This is a genomic window from Thalassotalea montiporae, from assembly GCF_053485855.1.
This window is the reverse complement of record NZ_JBQRUO010000005.1, coordinates 241,082-267,166: the sequence shown is the minus strand read 5'-3', so window position 1 is coordinate 267,166 and position 26,085 is coordinate 241,082. Positions and strand designations below refer to the sequence as shown.

Sequence of the window (26,085 nt, the reverse complement as noted above, 5' to 3'; positions counted from 1 at the left end):
ACAATCGTGGCTCTTTTAATAAGGCGCTTGCGAAATAACTCTATGAAAAATAGTGAAATCAAGCAGTGGGAACATTTTATGCTTTGTCCAAGCTGATAACTTAGTTTCTAACAGTCTAGAATTCACAAGCCATTAAGGCTGAAAGCTCGGGTAAGTTAAATAGTAGGTAGTGTATCCGGATTATCACCAGGGGTAGGGGTAAGCGGTAGGTGAATGAACACAGCATTTATTTCAGTGTTGTAGTTAGTAGTAACCAAGAGGAGAGTGTTGTGATCGGCTAACAGTCTGATGGTTGACAACTACAATGGAGATAGTCGTGTCGGCCTTTAATTCTTACTCTGCACTTTACCCTCAAACAACTAATCAAGCATCAACTGCGGCCAACGTCGTTTTTATCGCTGGTGATCTCGCTCATTCCGATTATCTATTAGGCGAATTAGCTGAGACTAACCAAATTTATTTTTTCAATCATTTTACCGAGCTGTTTAGTCAGCTTGAGCAAGTTATCTCGTCCCAATCCTCGGTGCATTTACATATATTCTGTCATGGTCAGTCTGGGCACTTGCAGCTTGGCGATAACAAGTTAGATGCGCAAGCGCTTGCTGACTATGCGCAAGTGATTCTACCGACACCAATTTTTAACGTTACTGCCGTGCACTTTTATGCCTGTCAGCTTGCCAAGGGGGAGCTAGGGCAAGCCTTTGTTCGCCAATGGCAGGAGATCTGCCAATGCCCTATCTACGCCTCGTCTGACAAGCTGGGTAACGCGGCGCTAGGTGGCCAGTGGCAGTTCACATCGTTTTCTGATTGGTTGAATGTGCGGCTAAATGCACACCTTAATGAGCAAGTTGACGATTACTTTGACAGCGCACTGGAACAGCAATTAAGTACGCCGATATTGCCAGCCAGTACGATGGCGCATTATCCCGGCTTACTAGATCCGTTAACCGACGAACATGTGGTTAATACCATCACTGCCAATGAGCAACAAGCGTCTACGACCAGTGTGTTAGCGGATGGTAGTTATGTCACAACGTGGCAATCGATTCGCGAGAATGGCGGTTGGGGAATTTATGCGCAGCGTTTCAGTGCCGAGGGCGGCCCAATAGGCCACGAATTTGCCGTCAATCAGACCTTTGATGGCAATCAGACCAATCCGCGTATTGCCGGCCTTAACGACGGCAGTTTTGTCATTGTCTGGGATGGCTCAGGTGTTGGTGACGGTTCTGGCGTTTTTATGCGCCGCTTTGATGCTTCAGGCAACCCTTTATCTGATGAGTTATTGGTTAATGAAGAAGTATCAGATGTGCAAGACACTGCAGACATTGTCGCCTTGTCTGATGGCAAATTTGTTGTCGTATGGCGCGACGATACGCCAGCACTGGATGCTAGTTCCGATGGCGTGATTGGCCGATTATTTAATGCCGATATGAGTGCTGCCAGTAGTGAATTTTTAATTAATAGCACAACTGCAGGTGTTCAGTTTGAAGCGCGTGTAGATGCGACTGCTGGTGGTTTTGCCGTAACTTGGGTGTCACCTGGCTTAACCGGCGGTAACAGTAATGATATTGCCGCTCAGCGTTTTGATAATAATGCCGCGCTGGTTGGCAGTGAAATATCCGTCAGCTTACAAACGGGTAGCCAACGCCGCCCCGATATAGCTTATTTTAGCGATGGCGGCTTTGTCGTCACTTGGTGGGATGATCAGGGCTTAGATGGCAGTAGTCATGGGGTTTATGCGCAGGTTTTTGACAATACTGGTACGCCAACGACAGGGCTGTTTTTGGTTAATAACACCACCTCTTCTAACCAAGATTTGCCCAGTATTGCAGTGCTGGGTAATGATAACTTTGTGATTGCTTGGGATGGCAATGGCACTGGCGATAGTAATGGCGTGTTCTATCGCGAATACCAACAAGATGGCACGCCTGTTGGTACTGAGCAGCTCGCCAATAGCACCACAGCAGGTACACAATCGCTGCCATCGGTCACCGCACTATCAGGTAGTAACTTTTTAATTGATTGGACAGACAGTGCCCTAGATGGTGCTGGAAGTACTGCAGTTCAGCGACTATTTGGAGATTTAGCCAGCTTTACTGGCCAAGCAAACCCACAAGTGCTGGACTTTGTCTCCAATATTACTTTTGATGAAAACACCGTTAATGCCGCGCCGCAGATACTCGATATTGCGGTTGCTGTGGTCGATAGCGACTCCAGTGACTTTGATGGTGGTAGCTTGTCATTTGAATATATTGTTGGCGGTAGTAGTGAAGATAACCTGACTATTCGCAACCAAGGTAACGGCGCTAATCAAATTAGTGTCAGTGGCAATACCGTTAGCTATGAAGGTACGGCGATTGGCACCATTTCCGCAGATGGCTTAACGGGTAGTAGCTTAGTGATAGATTTAAATGCTAACGCTAACCCTACTTCGGTAGAAGCTTTGCTGGAAAATATCCAGTACCAGAATACCTCCCAGTCTCCGCAGTCACAACGGACCTTATCTTTACGTTTAACCGATGGTGATGGCGGTGGTAGTGAAAATGTGAGTACTGTGATCAATGTCACCCAAGTAAATGACTCCACGGTGTCTGCGGGGTCAACTAGCATAGTTAATACTTTCTTTAATTCGACACAAGAAAATGCCGATATCGCTGCCTTTGACGATGGCAGCTTTATCATCGCTTGGGATAGTTATTCGCAAAACGACCCATTCAATTATGGTATTCATGCGCAGCGTTATAGCGCTGATGGCACACCGATAGGCATTGAGCTGCAAATTAACCAAACCGACCATGGCTTTACCGACACGTCACAGCGCTATCCGGCGGTAGCAACCTTTGCCGACGGCAGTTTTATGCTAGCTTGGACTGGTGCTGGCGGCTTTGGTGAAGATAACCAAGGGACATATGGGCGAATTTTTAATGCTGATGGCACCCCTGCGACAGATGATTTTCAGTTAAATGAATTTACCTCCAGCACCCAGCAGTTTGTCGAGTTGCAACGTTTATCAGATGGCAATGTCGCTGCGGTATGGGAGTCTTTCGGTGCAGATGGCAGCAGTTACGCGATTGTCGGGCGCATATATACGCCAGCGGGTACACCAGTCACCAGTGAGTTTGTGATCAATACCACCACGACCAGTAATCAGCGAGACCCATCTATTGATGCATATAATAGTGGTTATTTGGTTAGCTGGCATGCGGAAGGCTTAACAGGAGGCAATAGCAACGATATTGTTAGCCAGCGCGTCAATAACAACGGTACCTTAGATGGCACTGAAATTGTTGCCAATTTAGGAGAAGCAGGCTCTCAAATACAAGCCACAGTGGCGGCCTATTCAGATGGTAGCTTTATTGTGATCTGGAGTGGTGTCGGCACCGACGACAGCAACGGCGTTTTTGGTCAACGTTTTGATGCCAGTAACAACCCGTTGGGCAGTATTTTTAGAGTCAACGAAACTACGGTTAACACACAGAACCAGCCAGAGGTTGCTATTCTAGACAATGGTAATTTTGTCGTGACTTGGTATAGCTCAAACACCGCCGATGTCTTTCGCCGCGAATTTGCCGCCGATGGTACGCCGATAGATAGTGAAGTCCGGGTCAACAATACCTTTACTAGTAATACCCAGCAATTGCCAGTCATTGCCCATACTGGTGGCAACAACTATGCGATTGCCTATCAATCCAATGGCGGTGAAGACGGCAACAGTTCGACCATTTTACTTGACCTATTTGGCAGCTTTAACCTGCAAAGCAACCCCTTAGTGGTCGGCTTTGAGACGGAATATACCTTTTCTGAAAGTGAGGTCAATGCGGCACCTGTTATTCTAGAAACCGGTATTTCAGTGACAGATATTGATTCCGCTAACTTTGATGGCGGTAACCTTACCGCTGGCTATAACATAGGTGGTGGCAGTGAGGATCAGCTCGGTGTTCGCAACGAAGGTAATAATCCGGCGCAAATTGGGGTGAGCGGAAATACCATCAGCTTTGGCGGCACTGCAATTGGTACTATAGTGCTTGATGGCAGCAATGGTGCGCCGCTCAGTATCAACCTTAATGCCAATGCAACGTCGGCGGCGGTTGAGGCGCTACTGGAAAACCTGACTTATCAAAATACCTCGCAAAGCCCAACAGAAAGCCGTGGTGTGTCGGTGCGTTTAACCGACGGTGATGGCGGTGCATCAGCGAATCAATTTTCCATCATTAATGTTAATGCCGACCCTGATTCAACGCCAAGTACCAGTGGGCCATCGGTGGTTAATAGTTACTTTAGCAGCACCCAGCAGCGCCCCGGTGTTGATGGTTTTGATGACGGCAGTTATATCATTGTTTGGGAAAGCTATGGTCAAGCTGATGTCAGCACTGGCTTTGCCAGCATTCACGGTCAGCGCTATAACGCCCAAGGTAACCCAATAGGCGTCGAGCTACTGATTAATCAAAATGAAATTCCGTTTATTAACACTTCGGAGATTACTCCAGATGTGGTGACCTTTGCCGATGGCAGTTTTGTCGTCGCTTGGCGTGGTGCCGGCAATGGCGATAGTGTTGGTATTTTTGCACAACGCTTTGACGCCAATAGTGTGCCCGTTGGTGATACCTTCTTAATTAACCAATTTACCAGTAGTACTCAAGAATCGATTCAACTAACGCGCTTGAGTGATGGCAACTTTGCCGCCGTATGGCACTCAAATGGCGGTGATGGCAGCAGTTGGGGCATAAGTGCTCGCATTTATCAGCCAGATGGTACGCCAGTCACGAATGAATTTGTGGTTAATAACTTCACGTCTTCTAGTCAATTCTTCCCCACGGTGAGTGCCTATAATGGTGGTTTTGTCGTCGGCTGGGAGTCGTTCGGTCAAACGGGCGGCAGTGATTACGACATTATCGCGCGCCAAATTAATAATGACGGCAGTTTTGCTAGTGGTGATATTGATGTTTCGCTTGGGCAGTCTGGCGATCAACGCAATGCCCATGTCAGTGCCCAAAGTGATGGCAGCTTTGTCATGGTGTGGGAAGATAGATCAGGGGTTTCTGACGGTAATGGCTATGCAATTGTCGGGCAACGCTTTGACAGTGCTGGTAGCTCAGTTGGCAGTCAGTTTTTAGTTAATCAAACTTTCACTGGCAATCAACAGGTGCCAGAGGTGAGCTATCTTGCCAACGGTAATTTTGTCGTCACTTGGTATGACCCCGCGAGCTCTGATGTCCTGCGCCGCGAATTCGATAGTAATGGCAATGCCATTGACGGCCAGCAGACCGTCAATATACCGGGCTTTTCGTCAACACAAAACAATCCGGCGATCAGTCACTTGGGCAATAGTAACTATGTTATCGCGTTTGATTCCAATGGCGGCGAAGATGGCAATGGCACTGGCGTATTACAAAACTTATTTGGCCCCAGTGGCTTGCAATCTAACCCTGAAATCTCCGGCTTTTCTGGAACAACTTTTCTCGAAAATGATGTCAACAATGCACCGCAAATTATCGACCCCGGTGTTTCACTTGTTGATATTGACTCGGCTAACTTTGACGGTGGCCAGCTAACCCTTGGCTATTTGCAAAATGCTCGAACCGATGATCAACTTGGCGTTTTCAATGAAGGTAATGGCCTAGGTCAAATCGGTGTGTCCGGCAATAATATTTCATATTCAGGGACACAAATCGGCACTATTCAAGCCAGTAATGACGGTAGCCATGGTACCCGGTTAGTCATTGATTTAACGGCCAATGCGAGCCTTGCCGCGGTTGAAGCACTGTTAGAGAACCTCACTTATGCCAATACCTCGCAATCACCACTGACCAGTCGCAGCCTATCGCTAAACTTAGCCGATGGCGATGGCGGTAGTACTGGCCATATTCCCTTTACCATTGCTATTACACCATCATCAGAAAGCAGTGAGTCTGTGTTTGGGGTAGAGCGCATCAATAGCTATATCAATAACACCCAATACGATCCGCGTGCCGACAGTGGCTCAGATGGTAGTTATGTGGTCACTTGGTATTCACAAAACCAAGATAGCGGTGGGCAGGGGATTTATGCCCAGCGTTTTGATGCCAATGGTATTGCGCAAGGGCGTGAATTTCAGGTTAATACCAGTACCACTGGCAACCAAACTAATCCAGACGTTGCTGTGCTTACTGATGGCAGTTTTGTGATTGCTTGGGATGGTGCGGGCATTAACGATCCGGGCCAAGGGGTTCATGCGCAACGCTTTGCCGCCGACGGCACGCCGCTTGGCGCCGAATTTAACCTGCGCGCCTTAACCGATACATCGGAGTCCAGTGTTGCCTTAACCGCATTGAGTGATGGTAAATTTGCCGCCTCATGGACAGACAACAGCGATATTGCCATTCGTTTATTTAATGCTGATGGCAGTCCAGTAGCGGATGAATTTATTGCTAATACAACCACCACTAGCAGTCAGTTTTCTTCACACATTGCCAGCTTTAATGGCGGCTTTATTGCCACTTGGATTTCTAACGGCCAAACTGGTGGCAGTAGCAATGATGTTGTTGCGCAGCGTTTTGATAACAATGGTAATCCAGTTGGCGCTGAAATTGACGTTTTCTTAGGCAGTGGTAACCAATCTGTTGCGCAAGTGGCGGCATTTAATGACGGTAGTTTTGTCGTTGCCTTCCAAACGGATAACGACGGCAGCAGCAGTGGCGTCTTTGTTCAGCGCTTTAACTCGGACGGCACCACCAATGGCAGTGCTATTCAAGCGAACCAAACGACAATTAATCAGCAAGCTAACCCGAGCGTGATTGCGCTGGCTAACGGTAACTTTGTTGTCGGTTGGGACGGTAATGGTGCTGGTGATAGTGACGGTGCGTTTGTCAGAGAATTTGACACTAATGGTGATCCCATCAATGGCGAGGTGTTAGTCAGCAGTACCTCGGTATCATCAACCGACACACTAAATTTGGTGACACTAGGCAATACCAGCAATTATTTAGGGGTTTGGGCGGATAATAACATTACCAGTGCGGGCGGCAGTGGATGGGATATTTACCAAAATATTTTTGGCAATTCCGCTGACTTTAACCGCCAAGCAAATCCAGTACTGGATGATTTAACCAGCGTTCGCCAAATTGTGCAGTCCAACTCTGCCGTGCCTGTGCATATTGACGCGGATGTGTTACTTACCGATAGCGACTCTGCGAATTTTGATGGCGGTTATTTATACCTATTCCACTTAACCGCAAGTGATGCCGACGATTTGCTGGCGATTGCCTCAACGGGCACTGGCACTGGCCAAATACAACTGACTGGCAACGATGTGCAATATCAAGGTACTAGCATAGGTACGCTAGATAGCACTGAAAATGGCACCGGCGGGGCTGGTTTGCGGGTTGACTTTAATAGCAACGCAACGGCGATGGCGGTGCAAACGCTGGTTGAGAGTCTGACTTACGCCTCGCAAAATAATGTCATTGGCGATCAATACCTTGGCCTGCGTATTAGCGATGGAGATGGCGGCGTTACTGGGCCGATGCAGATCTTTATTGACCATACTACCGCCATTAACCCGCCAAACTTGTTGGTTGAGGATTTTGAACCGAGCGCGATCTTTGATGAAGCTGATGTTCAAAACCAATTAGCAATTATCGATCCGGCGATTAACTTCGAATATAACGGCAGTAATAGCTTAGTTAATGGCCGCGTAGAGCTGTCATTTACTTCAGTATCTAGCTTTGAAGATACTCTAGGTGTGGTTAATCAAGGCACAGGTGCCGGACAAATTGGCGTATCTGGTACAGATATCAGTTTTGAAGGAACTAACTTTGCCACGATTGACGGTGTGCTAGATGGTCAAAATGGCCAAGACTTAACCATTAATCTTGGCGCTAACACCACAGAGCAATCAGTTGAAGCCTTATTAGAAGCGTTAGGATATGGCACCACCAGTGACGCACCACCAAGCCGCGCTTTGAGTGTATTTGTCGCCGACAGTGGCAATCAAATCTCCAATTTATCCAGCATTGCACTTGCCTTTAATCAAGACGATACCGGTAGCGAGCTGCTATTTGATCGCGACATCATCAATCAGTTCCAAACTGGTAATCAAGTCACGCCAGCGGCAGCGACTTTAGTCGGCGGTGGCTATGTGGTGGTTTGGGAGTCGCAAGAAGCACAAGATGGCAATAGCGGCGGTATTTTCGCACAACGTTTTAATGATGTTGGTGAGGCCTTGGGCAATGAAATTCAAATTAACGAGCGCACTTTTGGCGATCAGCAGCAGCCACGGGTCGCAGGTTTAAGCGACGGCAGTTTCGTCGTGGTATGGTCTGGGCCATTGAGTGACGAAAGCAGCAATACTAATGTTTTTGCCCAGCGTGTCGCTGCTGACGGCAGTTTATTAGGCAGTGAAATTCAGGTGAATACCTTAGCTGCAAATACCCAAAATGAGCCCTTTGTTACTGCCATTCCCAGTGGCGGCTTTGTCGTTTCATTTACCAGCAATGATGGCTCGCTAGCCGATATTAGCGGTGATGCTGTTGCGCTGCGTTATTTTGATAACGCTGGTGTGCCAACCGGCCCAGAAACCTTGGCTAATACCTCTTTTTCTGGCAACCAGAATTATGCTGCCATGGCGGCCACCAACAGTGCGTTGTTGGTGGCGTGGAATACGTCAACAGGTGATGATATTGATGCCCGCATTTTTAACCCTGCCAACGGTAACGAGCTAGTGGCAGAGTTTCAGGTTAATAGCACTGAATCCGGTGATATTTGGATTGAACCTAGTGTTACGGCGCTCAACGATGGCTCATTCTTAGTAATTTGGGGTCATTTTATCGATGAATTTGACACCAACTTCTGGGGCTTTAGAGGGCAACGTATCGGCGCAGATGGCAGCTTTATTGGTGACGAATTTATTGTTAATACCGCCCAAACCGTTTGGACGAGCCAAGACGCCGCTGAAGTGACTACCTTGGCCAATGGCAATGTGATGGTGGTATGGGGCAGTAGTGTTGGCGGCGGTGCTGACAATATTTATGCGCAAGAATTTGATGTCTCTGGCACCACACCAACGAAAATTGATGGCCCACTCTTTGTAGGCAATGGGCCAAGCACAGATCATCAAAATACCGTAGTGGCGGTCGGTGCTAATAGTGCGGCAGTGATTTGGTCTGGCTTTAACTTAACCACACCGGCCAACAGTACTTATGAAATTGGCCAACAGTTAGTGGGCCCAGCGGGCGATATTGTTCGTCAGCTAAATCCTGATATTAGTAACTTACCTGGCACGGTTTCACTGGCCGAGGATAGTGGCCCACAAACCTTCTTAGCTGGCGTTGATTTATTGGATTTTGATTCGGCTGATTTAGACGGTGGCTCGTTATGGCTGAGCGTGATCAGTGGTTATGGCAGTTTAGATGAAGTGCAAGATGCGGCAAGTCAAGACAATTGGTCAGTGCGCAATCAAGGCACAGGTACCGGAGAAATTGGGGTAAGTGGCTCGACGATCAGCTATCAAGGCACTAATATCGGTACCATTGTCAGTGACGGGCAGGCGGGCAGCCCGCTACAAATCGACTTTAATGCTAATGCTACTCCTGATGCGGTCACAGCGTTGCTGCAAAATATCACCTATGCCAATAACTCTGCAGGGCCTGTGTTAAATCGCGAAGTTGCGATTCGCGTTAGTGATGGAGATGGCGGCTCGAATAGCAATCAAACCTTTACATTGGAAGTGACACCGGTTGCTGATGGCAGCACCGCGCAAGGTGGCGATGTGCTGGTTAACAGCTATTTACCGGGTAATCAGACGTTACCTAATATTACTGCCTTTAGCCAAACCACAGGCGATTTTAACGGTTACTATGTGGTCACTTGGCAATCGGATGGTGCACAAGACGGCAGTGGCAACGGCATCTTTGCGCAAATTTTTTCGCCAGACGGTACCCATTACGGCAATGAAGTCGTCGTTAATACGTCAACGTTTGGTGAGCAAACATTGCCAATCGTGGTTGAAACCGCTAATGGTTTTGTCATCGCCTGGCAAGATAATAATGGCGTTGATGCTAGTGGTTTCGGCATTATTGCCCGCCAATTTGACTTTAGCGGTAACCCCATCGGTGATGAGTTTATTGTTAACGAAACGACGGTTAGTACGCAAGCGGCTCCTGGACTCGTCGCACTGAATAACGGCGGCTTTGCCGCAACCTGGCAAGGCAATGGCGATCAAACCGGTAATATTGATAACAGCGGCGCCTTCCTGCGCCTATTTGATAGCAACATGCTGCCAACCACCGGCGAGATCTTGGTTAATGAATTAGCAACCGGCACCCAGTCGCAAGTGGAAGTGACCCAGCTTGCCAATAATACCTTAGCGGTGACATGGCAAGATAGCAGTGGCACCATCAATGGTCGTTTATACAACCTTGATGGTTCGCCAGCAGGTAGTGAGTTTACTGTGCCGGGTAATCCGGGCAGTGAATTTGATCCAGATATCGTGGCACTGAGCGGTGGTGGCTTTGTTGTTGTTTATACCAATGACTCTGATGGCAATAGCTGGGGCACCTATGCGCAAATTTATGATAATAGTGTCAATACGGTCGGCGATGAATTCAGGGTTAATGATAATGTCAGCGGTCTTCAGTACCAAGCACGTGTTGCGGCAACCGACAATGGCGGCTTTGTAGTTGCCTTCTATGACACGGCAAACCCAGATCGCATCGTTGCCCAACAATTTGATGCAACGGGCGAGCGCATTGATAATCAAACCACAGTCAATGTTGGTAATGTCAGTACTGACCAACAACCGGATGTTGCTGGTTTGCCGGGCGGCGGCTTTGCAGTAACTTGGTCCGGGTTTAATTTAGAGACTAATCCAGCGAATGGCACCTATGGTATTTTTGTCCGCAACTTCGGCACTGATGGCCAATTTTCAGCGGATATTGGCTCACTGAATTTGGCGGGCTTACCAGCTACTATCAGCTTGGATGAAAGTGATGTCCCACAATTGTTGATCCCCTCCGTTGATCTTGATGGTGGCATTGGTAATAACTTTGATGGCGGTATGCTGTGGATCAACGTGATTGAGGGATACGGTGAAGCGGCTCAGTTCCCAGATTCAAATCAACAAGATAACTTTTCAGTGCGCGATCAAGGTAATGGCGCAGGGCAAATTGGCGTATCTGGCTCGACCATTTCAATCGGTGGCGTGGCTTTCGCCACTATAGTTGATGATGGTCAAAATGGCAGCCGCCTAGCGATTGAGTTTAATGCCAACGCGACACAAGAAGCACTTACCGCGCTAATTCAAAATATCACTTACCTTAATGGTTCAGATGGTCCTGCCAATAACCGGACAATTTCGGTGCGGGTAAACGATGGCAATGGCGCATCAACCTTGAACAATATGGTTAACTTAACGGTTAATCCGATTCCTGATGGTGCAACGCCACAAGGTGATGATATTCAGGTGAACACTTTTGAAGCCAACGACCAGCAAAATTCAGCAGTGACTGAATTAAGTGATGGTAGCATTGTTGTGGTGTGGCGCTCTAACTTACAAGACGGCTGGCAAGAAGGCATTGTTGCCCAGCGTTTTGACAGCAATGGCGCGCCGATAGGTAACGAATTTATTGTCAATGAGTACACCCCGCAAGGTCAAAATCTGCCGAGCGTTGCTGCTGTTAACGGTGGTTTTGTTGTTGCTTGGCAAGGCCGAGGCGAGTCAGATACAGCTGGGGTTCATGCGCGACTCTTTGATCTTAATGGTGTGCCACAAGGTGGCGATTTTACCCTTAACGACACGTTAACCAGTACTCAAGATATGGTCAACTTGACCGCACTTGCTAATGGCGGTTTTGCCGCAGTTTGGGATGGTAATGGCGCTGGTGACGCGAACGGTATATTCCTGCGCCTATTTGATGCCAATGGTAATCCTACCACTTCCGAAATCTTAGCGAATGAAGTGGCCACAGGTACGCAAACGGTCCCGAGAATCAGTCAACTCAGCGATGGCAAGCTGGCAGTTGTTTGGCTAGAAAGTAGCGCGGTTGAAGGGCGCTTGTTTAATAGCGATGGCACACCATTCGCTGGCGATTTCAGTATTCCCGGTAATCCGGGGAATGAGTCAGAACCCGCTATTGCCGCTCTAAGTGGCGGCGGCTTTGTGGTGATTTATACCAACTCGACTGATGGCTCCGGCTCCGGCGTTTACGGCCAACTACTGGATAACAGTGGCAATTTTGTGGGCAGTGAATTTAGGGTTAACGAAGCAACAGCTAATGGCCAGTCGCAGCCAGAGGTGACAGCCACTGCTAATGGTGGTTTTGCTGTCAGTTACTACACCGCCAATAACCCAGACCGTATTTTTGTCCAGCAATTTGATCAAGACGCTAACCTTATTGATGGCCCGATTGTTGCCAATCAGGGTAATGTCAGTACCGATTGGGAGCCTAACATTGCTGGCCTCAGTAGTGGCGGCTTTGTCACCACTTGGTCTGGCTTTAATCAGGAAGACAGCAATACCAATACGTATGGTATTTTCATGCGCTTATTTGGCAGTGATGGCCAATTTGTGCGCAGCCAGGCACCTGAAGTTCAATTGGCTGCGAGTGCCATTAACTTTACCGAAAATGAAGTGAATTTTGCGCCGCAAACCTTAATTATTGGCGCAGGTGTTGCTGATATTGATTCCACAGATTTCGATGGCGGTCAGCTGGTGATTAGCCGAATTTCCTCTTATGGCCAAGGGGATCAGCTAGGGCGCCAACCTTTCTTCCCACAAGATAACCTGAGCATTTTCGATCAAGGTAGTAATCCGGGGCAAATTGGCTTAACTGGTAACGCCGTATTTTATAGTGGCGCGCAAATCGGCACACTAGCATCCAGTGGCCTTAATGATAGCCCCTTGGTGGTTAACTTTAATGCCAATGCTACCGCGCAGGGAATAGAGGCACTGTTGGAGGCGGTTAATTATCGCAATATCTCAGACGCACCGGAGCCAACGCGCACTTATAGTGTTCGCGTAACTGATGGCGACGGTGGTAGCAGTTTTGCTAGCTCTATAGATGTCAATATTAGCCAAAACCTTGATGGCAATGAGCCAACACTGGTTCCTGAGCGCATTGCTAACACCACGCTGGCAGGGAGTCAGGATGTATCTGCTGCAACAGCGCTGTTCGATGAGACTACTGGAGAACTCGCTGGTTATGTCGTTACTTGGCAAAGCGGTGGTGAAGTGTTTATGCGCATCTATGATGCGGATAACAATCCGATTGGCAGTGAAATTCAAGTCAATCAAACAACACTAAATACGCAAGACAATGCCCAAGTGCAAGGGCTTGCCAATGGCACCTTTGTGGTTAGCTGGAACTCAGACGGCAACGATGCGCAAGATGCCAGTGGCGATGCTATTATTGCTCGCATTTTCAATAATGACGGTACCATAGATGCAGGTGCGAGCCACGGCGGCAATGAATTTATTGTTAATACCACCACCAGCAGTACGCAAACCAATTCACAGTTGGCAGCCATGCCAAATGGTAATTTTATTGTCGTTTGGCAAGACAATGGTGGTGCACTAGGGGATAGCAGCAGTGTAGCTATCATCGCACAGCGTTATGACGTTGATGGTAATGCCTTAGGCGGCGAATTCCGTATTAATACCACGACAACCAGCGCCCAAGATTTACCGGATGTTTCGCCTTTATCTCCCAGTGGTGCCTTGCCACAGGGCGGCTATATAGTTACTTGGCAAAGCCCAGATGGCAGCAGCGACGGTGTATTTGCCCAGGTGCTAGATAATAATGGCAATTTAGTTGGCCCTGAACTGGCCGTTAATTCAATCACCAGTGGTAATCAAACCAATATCTCGGTTGGTGGCCTAGCTAATGGCGACTTTGTTATTGTTTGGCAAGAGCCTAGTGCTGATTTAGGTGGCACGGGCATTTATGGACAACGCTATACTTTCTCTGGCAGCGATCCGGTTTCGGTTGGTCAGCAATTCCGAGTTAATGATATTCAGGCTAATTCACAAACTGATCCACATATCGTTGGCTTAGATACCGGAGGGTTTGTCGTTTCCTACTCGCAATTTGATGGCAGTGGCGACGGTATCTTTATTCAAGAGTTTGATACTAATGGCCAGTTAATCGACCGAGCACAGCAAGTTAATCAAAATACTTCCAGTACCCAATACCAGTCAGCATTGGCGGCACTGCCTAATGGTGGCTTTATCGTCAGTTGGAGTAGCTTTAACAGCCCCAATAACTATGATATTCAAGTACAGCGTTTTGAAAATCAGGCACCACAGGTCACCGATTTTGGCGTGCAAGGCAATGAAGATGAAGTTGTCACCATTGACGCGTCATTGTTTATCAATGCCTTCGACGATCCTGAAGGTGAGCCACTACAACAAGTACAAATTATTACCCCGCCCATTAATGGGGTCTTAAGCTTTAATGGCAGCCCAGTGACTCCGGGTCAACTTATTGATGTTGTTGATTTGCAAAATGGTACTTTGAGTTTCTTAGGAAACCCTAATTTCAATGGCATTGACCAGTTCACTTGGTCGGGCAGTGATGGTGTTAATTTTGCCGACCCAGCAGCCACTAATATTACCTTATTACCGATTAACGACGCGCCGGGTTTAGATGTTGGCAGTGATGATACTGGGATTGAAGGTATCGCGACCAACCTGTTTACGCATACGATCAACTTTACCGATCCTGATGGCGATACTTTCTCTATCAGTATAGATTGGGGTGATAGCACGCCGATTCAGCAAATCTCAACCGACAATACGACAGTCAATACTTCGCACTTTTACCGAGATGATGGCAATTACACGGTTACCGTCACCGTTGATGATCAGGCTGGTCAACCGAACAGCGTCGAGCAAGACAGCTATAACGTTGTTATCGACAACGTTGCGCCAACCCTCAACCTGACTGGCGACAATACGGTTGAGCAAAATGCCACCTATAGCTTGACGCTGGGCGGAGTCAGCGATCCCGGTGATGACACTGTGACCCAGTACTCTGTTGACTGGGGGGATGGCACTGTCGATATTTTTGACAATGTTACCGCACCTCTACCGGAAACCATCACCCATACTTACACAGAAATTAACAGCTTTACCATTAGTGTTGATTTGGTGGATGAAGATGGCACCTTTGAGGACGTCGCGACTAAGGACATTGATGTAAGTGCTCCGGCGGAAACTATAACGGTTGATGCAGGCATAGATGAAACGATTAACGAAGGCAATGCAATTAGTCGCCTTGTTACCTTTACTGATCCAACCGATCAAGACCCAGTTGGCTGGAATTATGAAATAGATTGGGGTGATGGCACAGTGCAAACTGGCTTACGCTCGAACGATCGCGACTTTAATATTTTCCACCAATACGCGGATGATGGCGTATACAACGTAGTTGTAACGGTCACCGACGACGCAGCTAATCAGATAGGTACAGATACCTTTGATGTCACTGTTGATGACGTTATTCCAACCGTCTCATTATTCGGTGCAACAAGTGTTAACGAAGGTTCACCTTTGACCCTAACGGGCGCCATTGTTGACCCAGGCGATGACCCAGTATCAGAGTATGTGATTGACTGGGGCGATGGCACAGTGGAAACCATCACTTCTGATACCTTTACCTCAATTGAACATACCTACGCGGATGGGCCATTTGGATATACCATTAGTGTTGATGTCACCAATGATGACGGTACTTTCCTCGATGCCGGTAGTCGCTTTATTAGCGTTTTGAACGTCGCTCCTACATCAACAATCTCTGGTCCGACAGAGCTTGACGAAGGTGAGGAGGGCACCTTTACCTTTGGTGATATAACCGATCCTGGTGTGGAAACCGTCACTTCAACCGTGATTAATTGGGGGGATGGTACAACCACACCTTACACTGGCCCAGGCGATTATACCCACACCTTTGTTGATGGCAACAGCCTTGGCAATACGATACCGAATGTCCGTTTAGAAGTTACTGATGAAGACGGTACACATATCGCGGCCAGTCAATTTGTCACCATCAATGATGTACCACCGACCCTCACCATCAGTGGTGCTGCGAGTGCTGACGAAGGCAGCACTTACACCTTAAGCCTGTCGAATTTGATTGACCCTGGTGATGATCCAGTCACCGAATACTTGATTGATTGGGGTGATGGTTCTGCTGTGCAATCAGTGCCAATTAGCGGTGATACAAATGTCGATGTTGATCATATCTTTGCTGACGGTCCTGACAATCATACGATTTCAGTTAGTATCGTCAATGATGATGATACTTTCCCAGCGGGCACCTTGGATGTCACCATTAATAACGTGGCACCAGATACCACGGCAACTGGTGCCGACGATGTTAATGTCAATGAACTTTACACCTTAACCTTAGGTGCAATCGTCGATCCCGGTGATGATACTATTGTTACCAACGGTATTACTGTCGACTGGGGCGATGGCACGGTTGACACTTTCTCATCAGTTGGCGATGTTACCCATACTTATGCCAGTGATGGCTTATTCACCATTTCAGTTGATTTGCAAGATGAAGATGGCATCTTTACTAATGTCGCCAGCAAAGATGTTACGGTTACTGTTCCGGGGCCATTGCCATTTATCAATGTCGCAGACTTGGTTGTCTCAGAAGATGGTGGTAGCGCTGACTTTATCTTAAGACTCAGTGACACAAGCACACAAACGGTAACGGTAGAAGTGGATGCTGTGTCGGGTACTGCCAGTGTTGCCTCACCTAGCTTTAGCCGAGATGCTACTTTCTCGTCTACGATCCTAGTCACCTTCAACCCCGGCGATACTGAACAATTGGTGCAAATACCAATTGTTAATGACACGTCAAATGAGCAGAACCGTGAGTCTTTCTTTATCAACCTTGCTAACGCAACCAATGCGATAATTGGCCGCTCTGAAGTAACGGGTACGATAATCGATAATGAAGTGATACCAGGCACTGCGCCAGTTATTCGTGTTAATGATGTGATCGTTGATGAAAGCCATACAGAAGCTATTTTTGTGCTCGAGCTAGATCGACCAACCAGTAGTACAGTCACGGTTGATTACACCACCCAGAATGCGAGTGCGCTAAGTGGTAGCGATTATACCGCAGTGTCAGGCACGGCCAGCTTTGATCCGGGCGAAATGGTGCAGAATATCTCAGTGCCATTGATCAATGACTCGCTCGCAGAAACTTTGGAAACCTTTAACTTACTACTATCCAATGTTAGCAATGGCGTGCTAACAGATGCCATCGGCACTGCGACGATAGATGCAAGCGACCAAGCTGTGTCAGCATTGCCTGTGATCAGTGTTGCAGATAGCATAATTAGTGAAGACGGCGGCTTTGTTGAGCTAGCTATTCGATTAAGTGCACCAAGCGCTGATATAGTGAGTGTTCGCTATACCAATAGCAACGGCACGGCAACAAGTGGCTCGCCTAACTTTGTTGTTGATGCGGTTTTACCAAATGCCGAGTTACTTAATTTTGCTCCCGGTGAAACGTTAAAAACCATTCGTATACCAATCACCAATGACACGTCAAACGAGCAGCAGGGTGAGGTTGTTTTCTTCAACTTGTTTGACGAAGTGAATGCAACCTTAGAACGCACCGAAAATGCCATTACGATTATCGATAATGAAACGAGTCTAACTGGGCAGCCAGTCATTCAAATTGCCGATATGGTGGTGGATGAAAACAGTGCAGAGGTTGTCTTTACCTTAGAACTCGATAGAGCCAGTGCAGATACCGTAACGGTTGATTACACCACCCAAAATGGTAGTGCTGAAAGTGGCCTTGATTATATTGCGGTATCAGGTACGGCGAGCTTTAGCCCATTTGAAATGGTGCAAAATGTCCGTGTGCCGCTAATCAACGACTCGTTGGCAGAGACCTTGGAAACCTTTAATTTAGTGCTATCCAATGCCAATAATGGCCTGCTAACCGATGCTATTGGTACGTCGACCATTGACGAGAATGACCAAGCATTAGCTGCTTTACCTGTAATTAGCGTCGATGACACCACAGTAAGTGAAGACAATGGTTATGTTGAGTTAGTGGTACGGTTAAGTGCGCCAAGTAGCCAAACGGTTAGTGTGACTTATGCAAATAGTAATGCGACCGGTACCAGTGGCTCACCTAATTTTGTGGTTGACGCTGTATTACCAAATGCAGAAACACTGAACTTTGCACCGGGTGAGACGGTTAAAACTATTCGCCTGCCAGTGGTGAACGACACAAGTAATGAACAGCAGCGTGAAGTCGTATTCTTAAACTTATCTGGTGAAGTTAATGCAACCTTAGAACGCACCGAAAATGCCATCACGATTATAGACAATGAAACCAACCTGACTGGACTACCCGTAATTCAAATCGCCGATATGGTGGTGGATGAAAATACGGCTGAAGTGGTGTTTAGTCTAGAGCTTGATAGGGCTAGTGCCGATACCGTCACGGTTGATTACACCACGCAAAATGGTAGTGCTGAAAGTGGTCTTGATTATGTTGCGGTATCAGGTACGGCGAGCTTTAGCCCATTTGAAATGGTACAAAATGTCCGTGTGCCGCTGATCAACGACTCGCTGGCAGAAACATTGGAAACCTTTAACTTAGTGCTATCCAATGCCGGTAATGGCTTGCTAACAGACGACGTTGGAACAGCGTCTATTGATAAGAATGATCAAGCAACGGCTTCAACTCCAATTATCAGTGTTGCAGATACAACGGTTAGTGAAGACCAAGGTTATGTTGAACTTGTGGTGCGCTTGAGTGCGCCAAGTACGCAAACAGTTAGTGTCAGTTACAGCAATAGTAATGGTACCGGTACCAGTGGTTCACCTAATTTTGTAGTTGATGCAATTCTACCGAACACCGAAACACTGAACTTTGCACCGGGTGAAACGGTTAAAACCATTCGCCTGCCTGTAGTGAATGATACGAGTAATGAACAACAGCGTGAAGTCGTGTTCTTAAACTTGTTTAATGAGGTTAACGCTACGCTAGAGCGCAGTGAAAATACCATCACCATTGTTGATAACGATAATGCCACTGGCTTACCCGCTATCTTGCTATCTGATCCCATTGTCGATGAAGCCAGCAGTGAGGTGGTATTTGTACTTGAGCTGACACGGCCAAGTGCGGATACAGTAACTTTTGATTATGCAACGGTTGTTGACACGGCTGATACCAGCGATTTTACCCCAGTATCAGGTACCGCTAGTTTCCGTCCATTTGAGGTGGTGCAAACTGTACGTGTACCACTGATTAATGATTCCTTGGCTGAAACGCAAGAGCAGTTCCAATTGCAGATTAGCAATGTCAATGGTGCAATTTTCGCCGATGAAATGGCAACGGCAACAATTGCTGCCAGCGATCAAGCAACCGCTTCGACGCCTACTTTATTTGCTGATGACGCTTTTGCCTATGAAAGTGATGGTTATATCGAATTTGTTGTCCAGTTAACGGCACCAAGCGCGAGTGAAGTCACGGTTAGCTATAATGCGGTGACTGGCACTGCTACAGTTAACACCCCTAATTTTGTGACGGACGTTGTCTTCCCCGGCGCAGAAGAATTGCGGTTTGCACCGGGCGAGACCGTTAAAACCATTCGCTTACCTATTGTTGATGACACTTCTTTAGAGCCTGATGAAACCTTTAGTTTGGTGCTCTTTAATGCAGCTAATGCAGATATTAGTACAACACCTATTGTTGGTACTATCTTGGAAGATGGAGGTGCTACCGCGGCACTTGCCATGTCGCCAGTGGGTGATCAAACCATTAACGAAGGAGATACTTTAAGCCTTGATATCGACTTTACTGATGGTCGCGATGCCGCCTTTGATGGTTGGCGTTACTCGGTTGATTGGGACAACGACGGTATTGAAGATGAATCGGGCGAGGTTGCTCCGGGCAGTACCAGCTTTAATCTAACGCGTTTTTTCGCGGATGACCAAGCAGCCAGTGACATTACCGTTAACCTATTTGACTCAGGCAGTGAAGAAATTGCCACTCAAACCTTTAGCTTAACGGTTGAAAACGTCATACCGACACTGCCGCTTAGTGGCAACGACGATGTGGTTGCTGGAACACCTTATACCTTAACACTTGGCGCGATAGTCGACCCCGGCGATGACACCATAATTGTGGATGGCATTACCGTTGATTGGGGTGATGGTACGGTTGAAACCTTCTCTAGCGTTGGTGACGTCACCCATATCTACGCCGCCGCAGGCGACTTTACCATCAGTATTAGCCTGGAAGATGAAGATGGGCAATTTAGCGATGTTGCCACCAAAGCGGTCACCGTAAATGCACCTGCAGCCACTGTCGATGTGGTGCCACAAGCCGATGCCAATATTAACGAGGGTGACAATTTCACTCGCACCATTAACTTTACCGACGGTGAGGATAATGGCGCGGCGGGTTGGACAGTGGATATTGATTGGGATGGTGATGGCAATGCCGATCAAAGTTTTGCCACCACGACCACGAATTTTGATATCAGTAATACCTTCGATGATGGCGATGCATCGCCTACCGTGACTGTCACCGTTACCGACGAAGCGGGCGAGAGTGATAGTGAGAGCTTTACCGTGAATGTGGCGAACGTTGCGCCAACAGCGGCCATTGCTGGTAATGCCAATGTAGATGAAGGTAGTACCTATACCTTAACACTCGGTGATATTGTTGATCCGGGCGATGATGCCGTGACTAATGCGGTCATTAACTGGGGTGATGGCACTAGCACACCATACACTGGCGCTGGCGATTACGACCATATCTTTGCTGATGGCGATACCACACCAACTATCGAGCTGGAAGTTACTGATGAAGATGACACCTTTATCGCGGCCAGTTTAAGTATCAGTGTTGATGATGTTGCGCCAACACTAACTATCGCTGGCGATTTAGCGGTTGATGAAGGTAGCACTTACACCTTAAACCTATCGAACCTAATTGATCCGGGCATAAATGATACGGTGACGGAATACCTCATTGACTGGGGCGATGGTTCACCTGTTGAATCGGTGGCCAGTTTAGGTGATCATCCGCATATCTTCAGTGATGGACCGAACGCTCGCACTATCTCAGTAAGTATTGTCAATAATGATGGCACCTTCCCAGCTGGCACATTTGATATTACCGTTAACAATGTTGCGCCAACCGCTGCCATTTCCGGTGATGCTAACGTTGATGAAGGTAGCACCTATACCTTAACACTCGGTGATATTGTTGACCCGGGTGATGATACTGTGACTAATGCGGTAATCAACTGGGGCGACGGCACTAGCACACCATATACTGGCGCTGGTGATTACGACCATATCTTTGCTGATGGCGATACCACACCAACTATCGAGCTGGAAGTTACTGATGAAGATGACACCTTTATCGCGGCCAGTTTAAGTATCAGTGTTGATGATGTGGCGCCAACCCTAACTATCGCAGGCGATTTAACGGTTGATGAAGGTAGCACTTACACCTTAAACCTGTCGAACTTAATAGATCCGGGCGCTAATGATACGGTGACCGAATACCTAATTGACTGGGGCGATGGTTCGCCTGTCGAATCGGTGGCAAGTCTAGGTGATCATCCACATGTATACAGTGATGGGCCTGATGATCACACTATCTCAGTGAGTATTGTTAATACCGAGGGAACTTTCCCAGCAGGTACACTCGATATTACCGTTAACAATGTTGCGCCAGACACCACAGCCACAGGTGCTGATACAGCAATTCAAAATACACTTTATACCTTAACACTGGGCGCAATCGTTGATCCGGGTGATGACACTATTATCACCAATGGTATTACGGTTGATTGGGGCGATGGCACTGTTGAGTCGTTTAACAGTGTTGGCGACGTTACCCACACTTATGCAACCACAGGTGATTTTACTATCAGCGTCAGTTTGGAAGATGAAGACGGGTTATTTAGCGATGTCGCCACCAAAGCAGTTACTGTTAATGCACCAGCATCTACGGTGGATGTGGCTGCGCAAGCAGATGCCAATATTAACGAGGGTGATAATTTCACTCGCACCATTAACTTTACTGACGGTGAAGATAATGGCGCGGCGGGTTGGACAGTTGATATTGATTGGGATGGTGATGGCAATGCCGATCAAAGTTTTGCCACCACAAACAACAGCTTTGATATCAGCAATACCTTCGCTGATGGAAATGCAACACCTACTGTTACTGTGACTGTTACCGACGAAGCAGGCGAGAGTGATAGTGAGAGCTTTACCGTTAACGTGGCAAATGTTGCACCAACTGCTGCTATTTCCGGTGACGCTAGTATCGATGAAGGCAGCACGTATACCCTAACGCTCAGTGATATCGTCGACCCCGGTAATGACACCTTAACCAATGCGTTGATCAACTGGGGGGATGGCACTAGCACACCATATACAGGTGCGGGTGATTACAACCATGTATTTGCGGATGGCGTTAGTGGCGCAACAGTGGTACTGCTAGTCACTGATGAAGATGATACCTTTATCGCCGCCAGTTTAAACATCACTATTAATGATGTATCGCCAAGTGTTCAGCTTTCTGGTGATGCCAGTGTTAATGAAGGTAGTACATACACCTTAAGCCTGTCTAACCTTGCCGATCCCGGAGATGATCCAGTTAGTGAATATCTAATTGACTGGGGCGATGGCTCGCCAGTCGAATCAGTCGCCAGCCTTGGCGGCTATAACCATGTCTATGCCGATGGTGATGAAAACCACACGATTTCGGTGACTATTGTTAATGACGATGGTGTTTTCCCAGCTGCTGGCACCTTAGACGTTACCGTTAATAACGTTGCACCCGATACCACAGCTACGGGTGCCAATACCGCCATTCAAAATGCGCTATACACCTTAACACTCGGTGCAATAGTCGACCCGGGTGATGACACTATCATCACCAATGGTATTACGGTTGATTGGGGCGATGGCAGTGTTGAATCGTTTAACAGTGTTGGCGATGTTACTCACACTTATGTCACAACGGGTGACTTTACTATTAGTGTTAGCTTAGAAGATGAAGACGGGCTATTTAGTGATGTTGCTACCAAAGCGGTTACGGTTAATGCTCCTGCAACTTCGGTGGATGTGGTGACACAGGGCGATGCCAATATTAATGAGGGCGACACTTTTACTCGCACCATTAACTTTACCGACGGTGAAGATAATGGCACAGCGGGTTGGACGGTTGATATCGATTGGGATGGCGATGGCAGTGCCGATCAAAGTTTTGTCACAACAAACAACAGCTTTGATATTAGCAATAACTTCGACGATGGTGATGCGTCACCAACTGTGACCGTCACTGTCACAGATGAGGCAGGCGAGAGTGATAGTGAGAGCTTTACCGTCAATGTCGCAAATGTTGCGCCAACAGCAGCCATTTCCGGTGATGCCAGTGTCAATGAAGGCAGCACCTATACCTTAACGCTCGGTGATATTGTCGACCCCGGCGATGATACCGTCACCAATGCGGTGATCAACTGGGGCGATGGCACTAGTACACCATATACTGGCGCAGGTGATTACAACCATATCTTTGCTGATGGTGATACCACACCCACTATCGAGCTGGAAGTAACCGATGAAGACGGTATCTTTATCGCTGCCAGTTTAGCCATTAGTGTTAATGATGTTGCACCAGCGCTGACTATTTCGGGCGATTTAGTGGTAGATGAAGGCAGCACTTATACCTTAAATCTATCTAATCTAATTGACCCGGGTAGCAATGATACGGTCACGGAATACTTGATTGATTGGGGCGATGGTTCACCAGTCGAGTCGGTAGCGAGTTTAGGTGATCACCCGCATGTCTTTAGCGATGGTCCAAATGCTCGTACGATTTCCGTCAGTATTGTTAATACCGAGGGAACCTTCCCGGCTGGCACGTTAGATATTACAGTGAATAACGTTGCACCAGTTACCACAGCAACAGGTGCCAATACGGTTGATGTTAATGCCCTTTACACGTTAACGCTTAGCGACATTGTTGATCCCGGTGATGATACCTTGGTTGCTAATGGTATTAGCGTTGATTGGGGCGATGGCACGATTGAGTCGTTTAATAGTGTAGGTGATGTCACTCATACCTATATAGCAGCGGGTGATTTTACTATTAGTGTTAGCCTTGAAGATGAAGATGGTGTCTTTACAGATGTAGCGACCAAAAATGTCACTGTTGAAGATACCTTCACGCCACCAACAGGGAGCGGTAATATGCCAGAATTTAGCTTACGCAATGATACGGTAACGCTGGATTTAGCCATCAACAGTAGCGAACCTATCAATGAGGTGCTGATCGACTGGGGTGATGGTTCGCCAGTAGAGTCTTTCCCTGATACTTCTGCATTGACACATCAATATGCCGATTTAGGCTTGTTCGATGTGAGTGTGCAAGTGGTGACCGACTCAGGTACGTTTGATTTAGGTGTAATCGACAATATTGATATCGGTTTAAAAGTAGGCGAAGCGGCACAGTTCTTAAGTTTCTTCGATCCGCTGGGATGGCAAAATAGCTGGACTACTGAAGGTTTGGCGATTGAGCATAAAGCGCAAACTGACAATGCGGGTGAAGCGTGGACGCCAGCGTCATTTGTTGGCTTTGATTCATGGCAGCTACCCGGACAGGATATTGCACTGGGTGATTTGGGGGTTAGCGGTAATACTTCACTCACTAGCCCTGTATTCCAAGAGCTTGACGGCACAGAGGGGTTGCGAATCTCGCTAACCGATGCGGCGTTTAATGGCTCGCTCACCTTTACCAACCTATTTGCCAATGAAGGTGCTGGTCTGCATGAAGCGGCGAGAATCCAATTATTGGCAGATGATGGCAGTTTAATTGAAGAAATGATGGTTTTAGGTGAAGCCGACGGTAATGTCGATGTCAGCTTTGCCACTAATCTGGCGTTCAGCTATGTCGTCTTTAATGCAGGCGCATACGATGGCAGTAACTTTGTCTATGGCAGTTATGCCGACGATAGCAGTGCCGCGGCAGCAGGCGATCCGAATACTGGCAGCGATTTCTATATTGATTATCTTCAATTTGGCTATCGACCTGCATCTGACCAAGGAAGTGAATTTGCCAATAGCGCAGCGCTTAGCCAATCAGCCTCAATTAGCTTATCCAAGGACTTTGAAGCAATTCCAGATAAAGGTGGATTGAAGGAAATTAATGTTGATTTGCAGAGCGTTAGTGATTCAGGAAAGTCTAATGCAGCAAACCTACACAGCTTTGATGTTAAGTTTGATTACGACTCGTTGGCAGCAGGCGAGGTTGTTCGCCAAAGTGACGCTGAATTGCCTGAGAAAGTTGGTGATTCAGGCAAAGTATTTGCGGCAAACCTACATAGCTTTGATGTTAAGTTTGATTACGACTCGTTGGTAGCAGGCGAGGTTGTTCGCCAAAGTGATGCTCATTTACTTGAGAAAGTTGATGACTCAGGTAAAGCCTTTGCTCCAAGCCTACATAGTTTTGATGTTAAGTTTGATTATGACTCGTTGGCAGCGGGCGAGGTTGTTCGTCAAAGTGATGCTCATTTACCTGAGAAAGTTGATGACTCAGGTAAAGCCTTTGCTCCAAACCTACATAGCTTTGATGTTAAGTTTGATTATGACTCGTTGGCAGCGGGTCAGGTTGTTCGTCAAAGTGATGCAAATGTGCCACAGCAAGTGATTGATGGAGAGAAGGAGAGCATCCATAGTGATCACACATTCGACGTTACATTCGATTTTGACCGATTAATGAGCACAGAAAGCAAAGCCACTGACAATGTTGAAATGGTCGCTAAGTTAGCAGCAACGAAAGGCTCGCCATTACTGGAACTACCAGAACTTGTTGAATATGCAAATGCTGAAACTATCCCTTGGGAAGACCAATTGATTGATCGTTATGATGATTTTCAAATGTGGTTAAGATAGCGAACTCAGTGTGTCGAGGTTTTTAACATCGACACACTGTTTTGCAATCAGTATCACTTATCTTTTTGTTATTAAAGAAAATATTATCCAGGCGTAATTGTTGCATAGAAGTTTGTCAGGCATTAAATAGCTGCCATAACATACAGAAG

General features: G+C 47.2%; 1 protein-coding gene. It reads left to right on the top strand.

The window, feature by feature from the left end; translation table 11 throughout:
• The first annotated feature begins 316 nt into the window (after window positions 1–316).
• Window positions 317–25,936 carry a Calx-beta domain-containing protein gene (locus tag ACSLUR_RS15320; RefSeq protein ID WP_448555986.1) on the top strand — a complete coding sequence of 8,540 codons (25,620 nt, stop codon included), beginning with the start codon at window positions 317–319 and terminating at the stop codon, window positions 25,934–25,936.
• The last annotated feature ends 149 nt before the right edge of the window (window positions 25,937–26,085 follow it).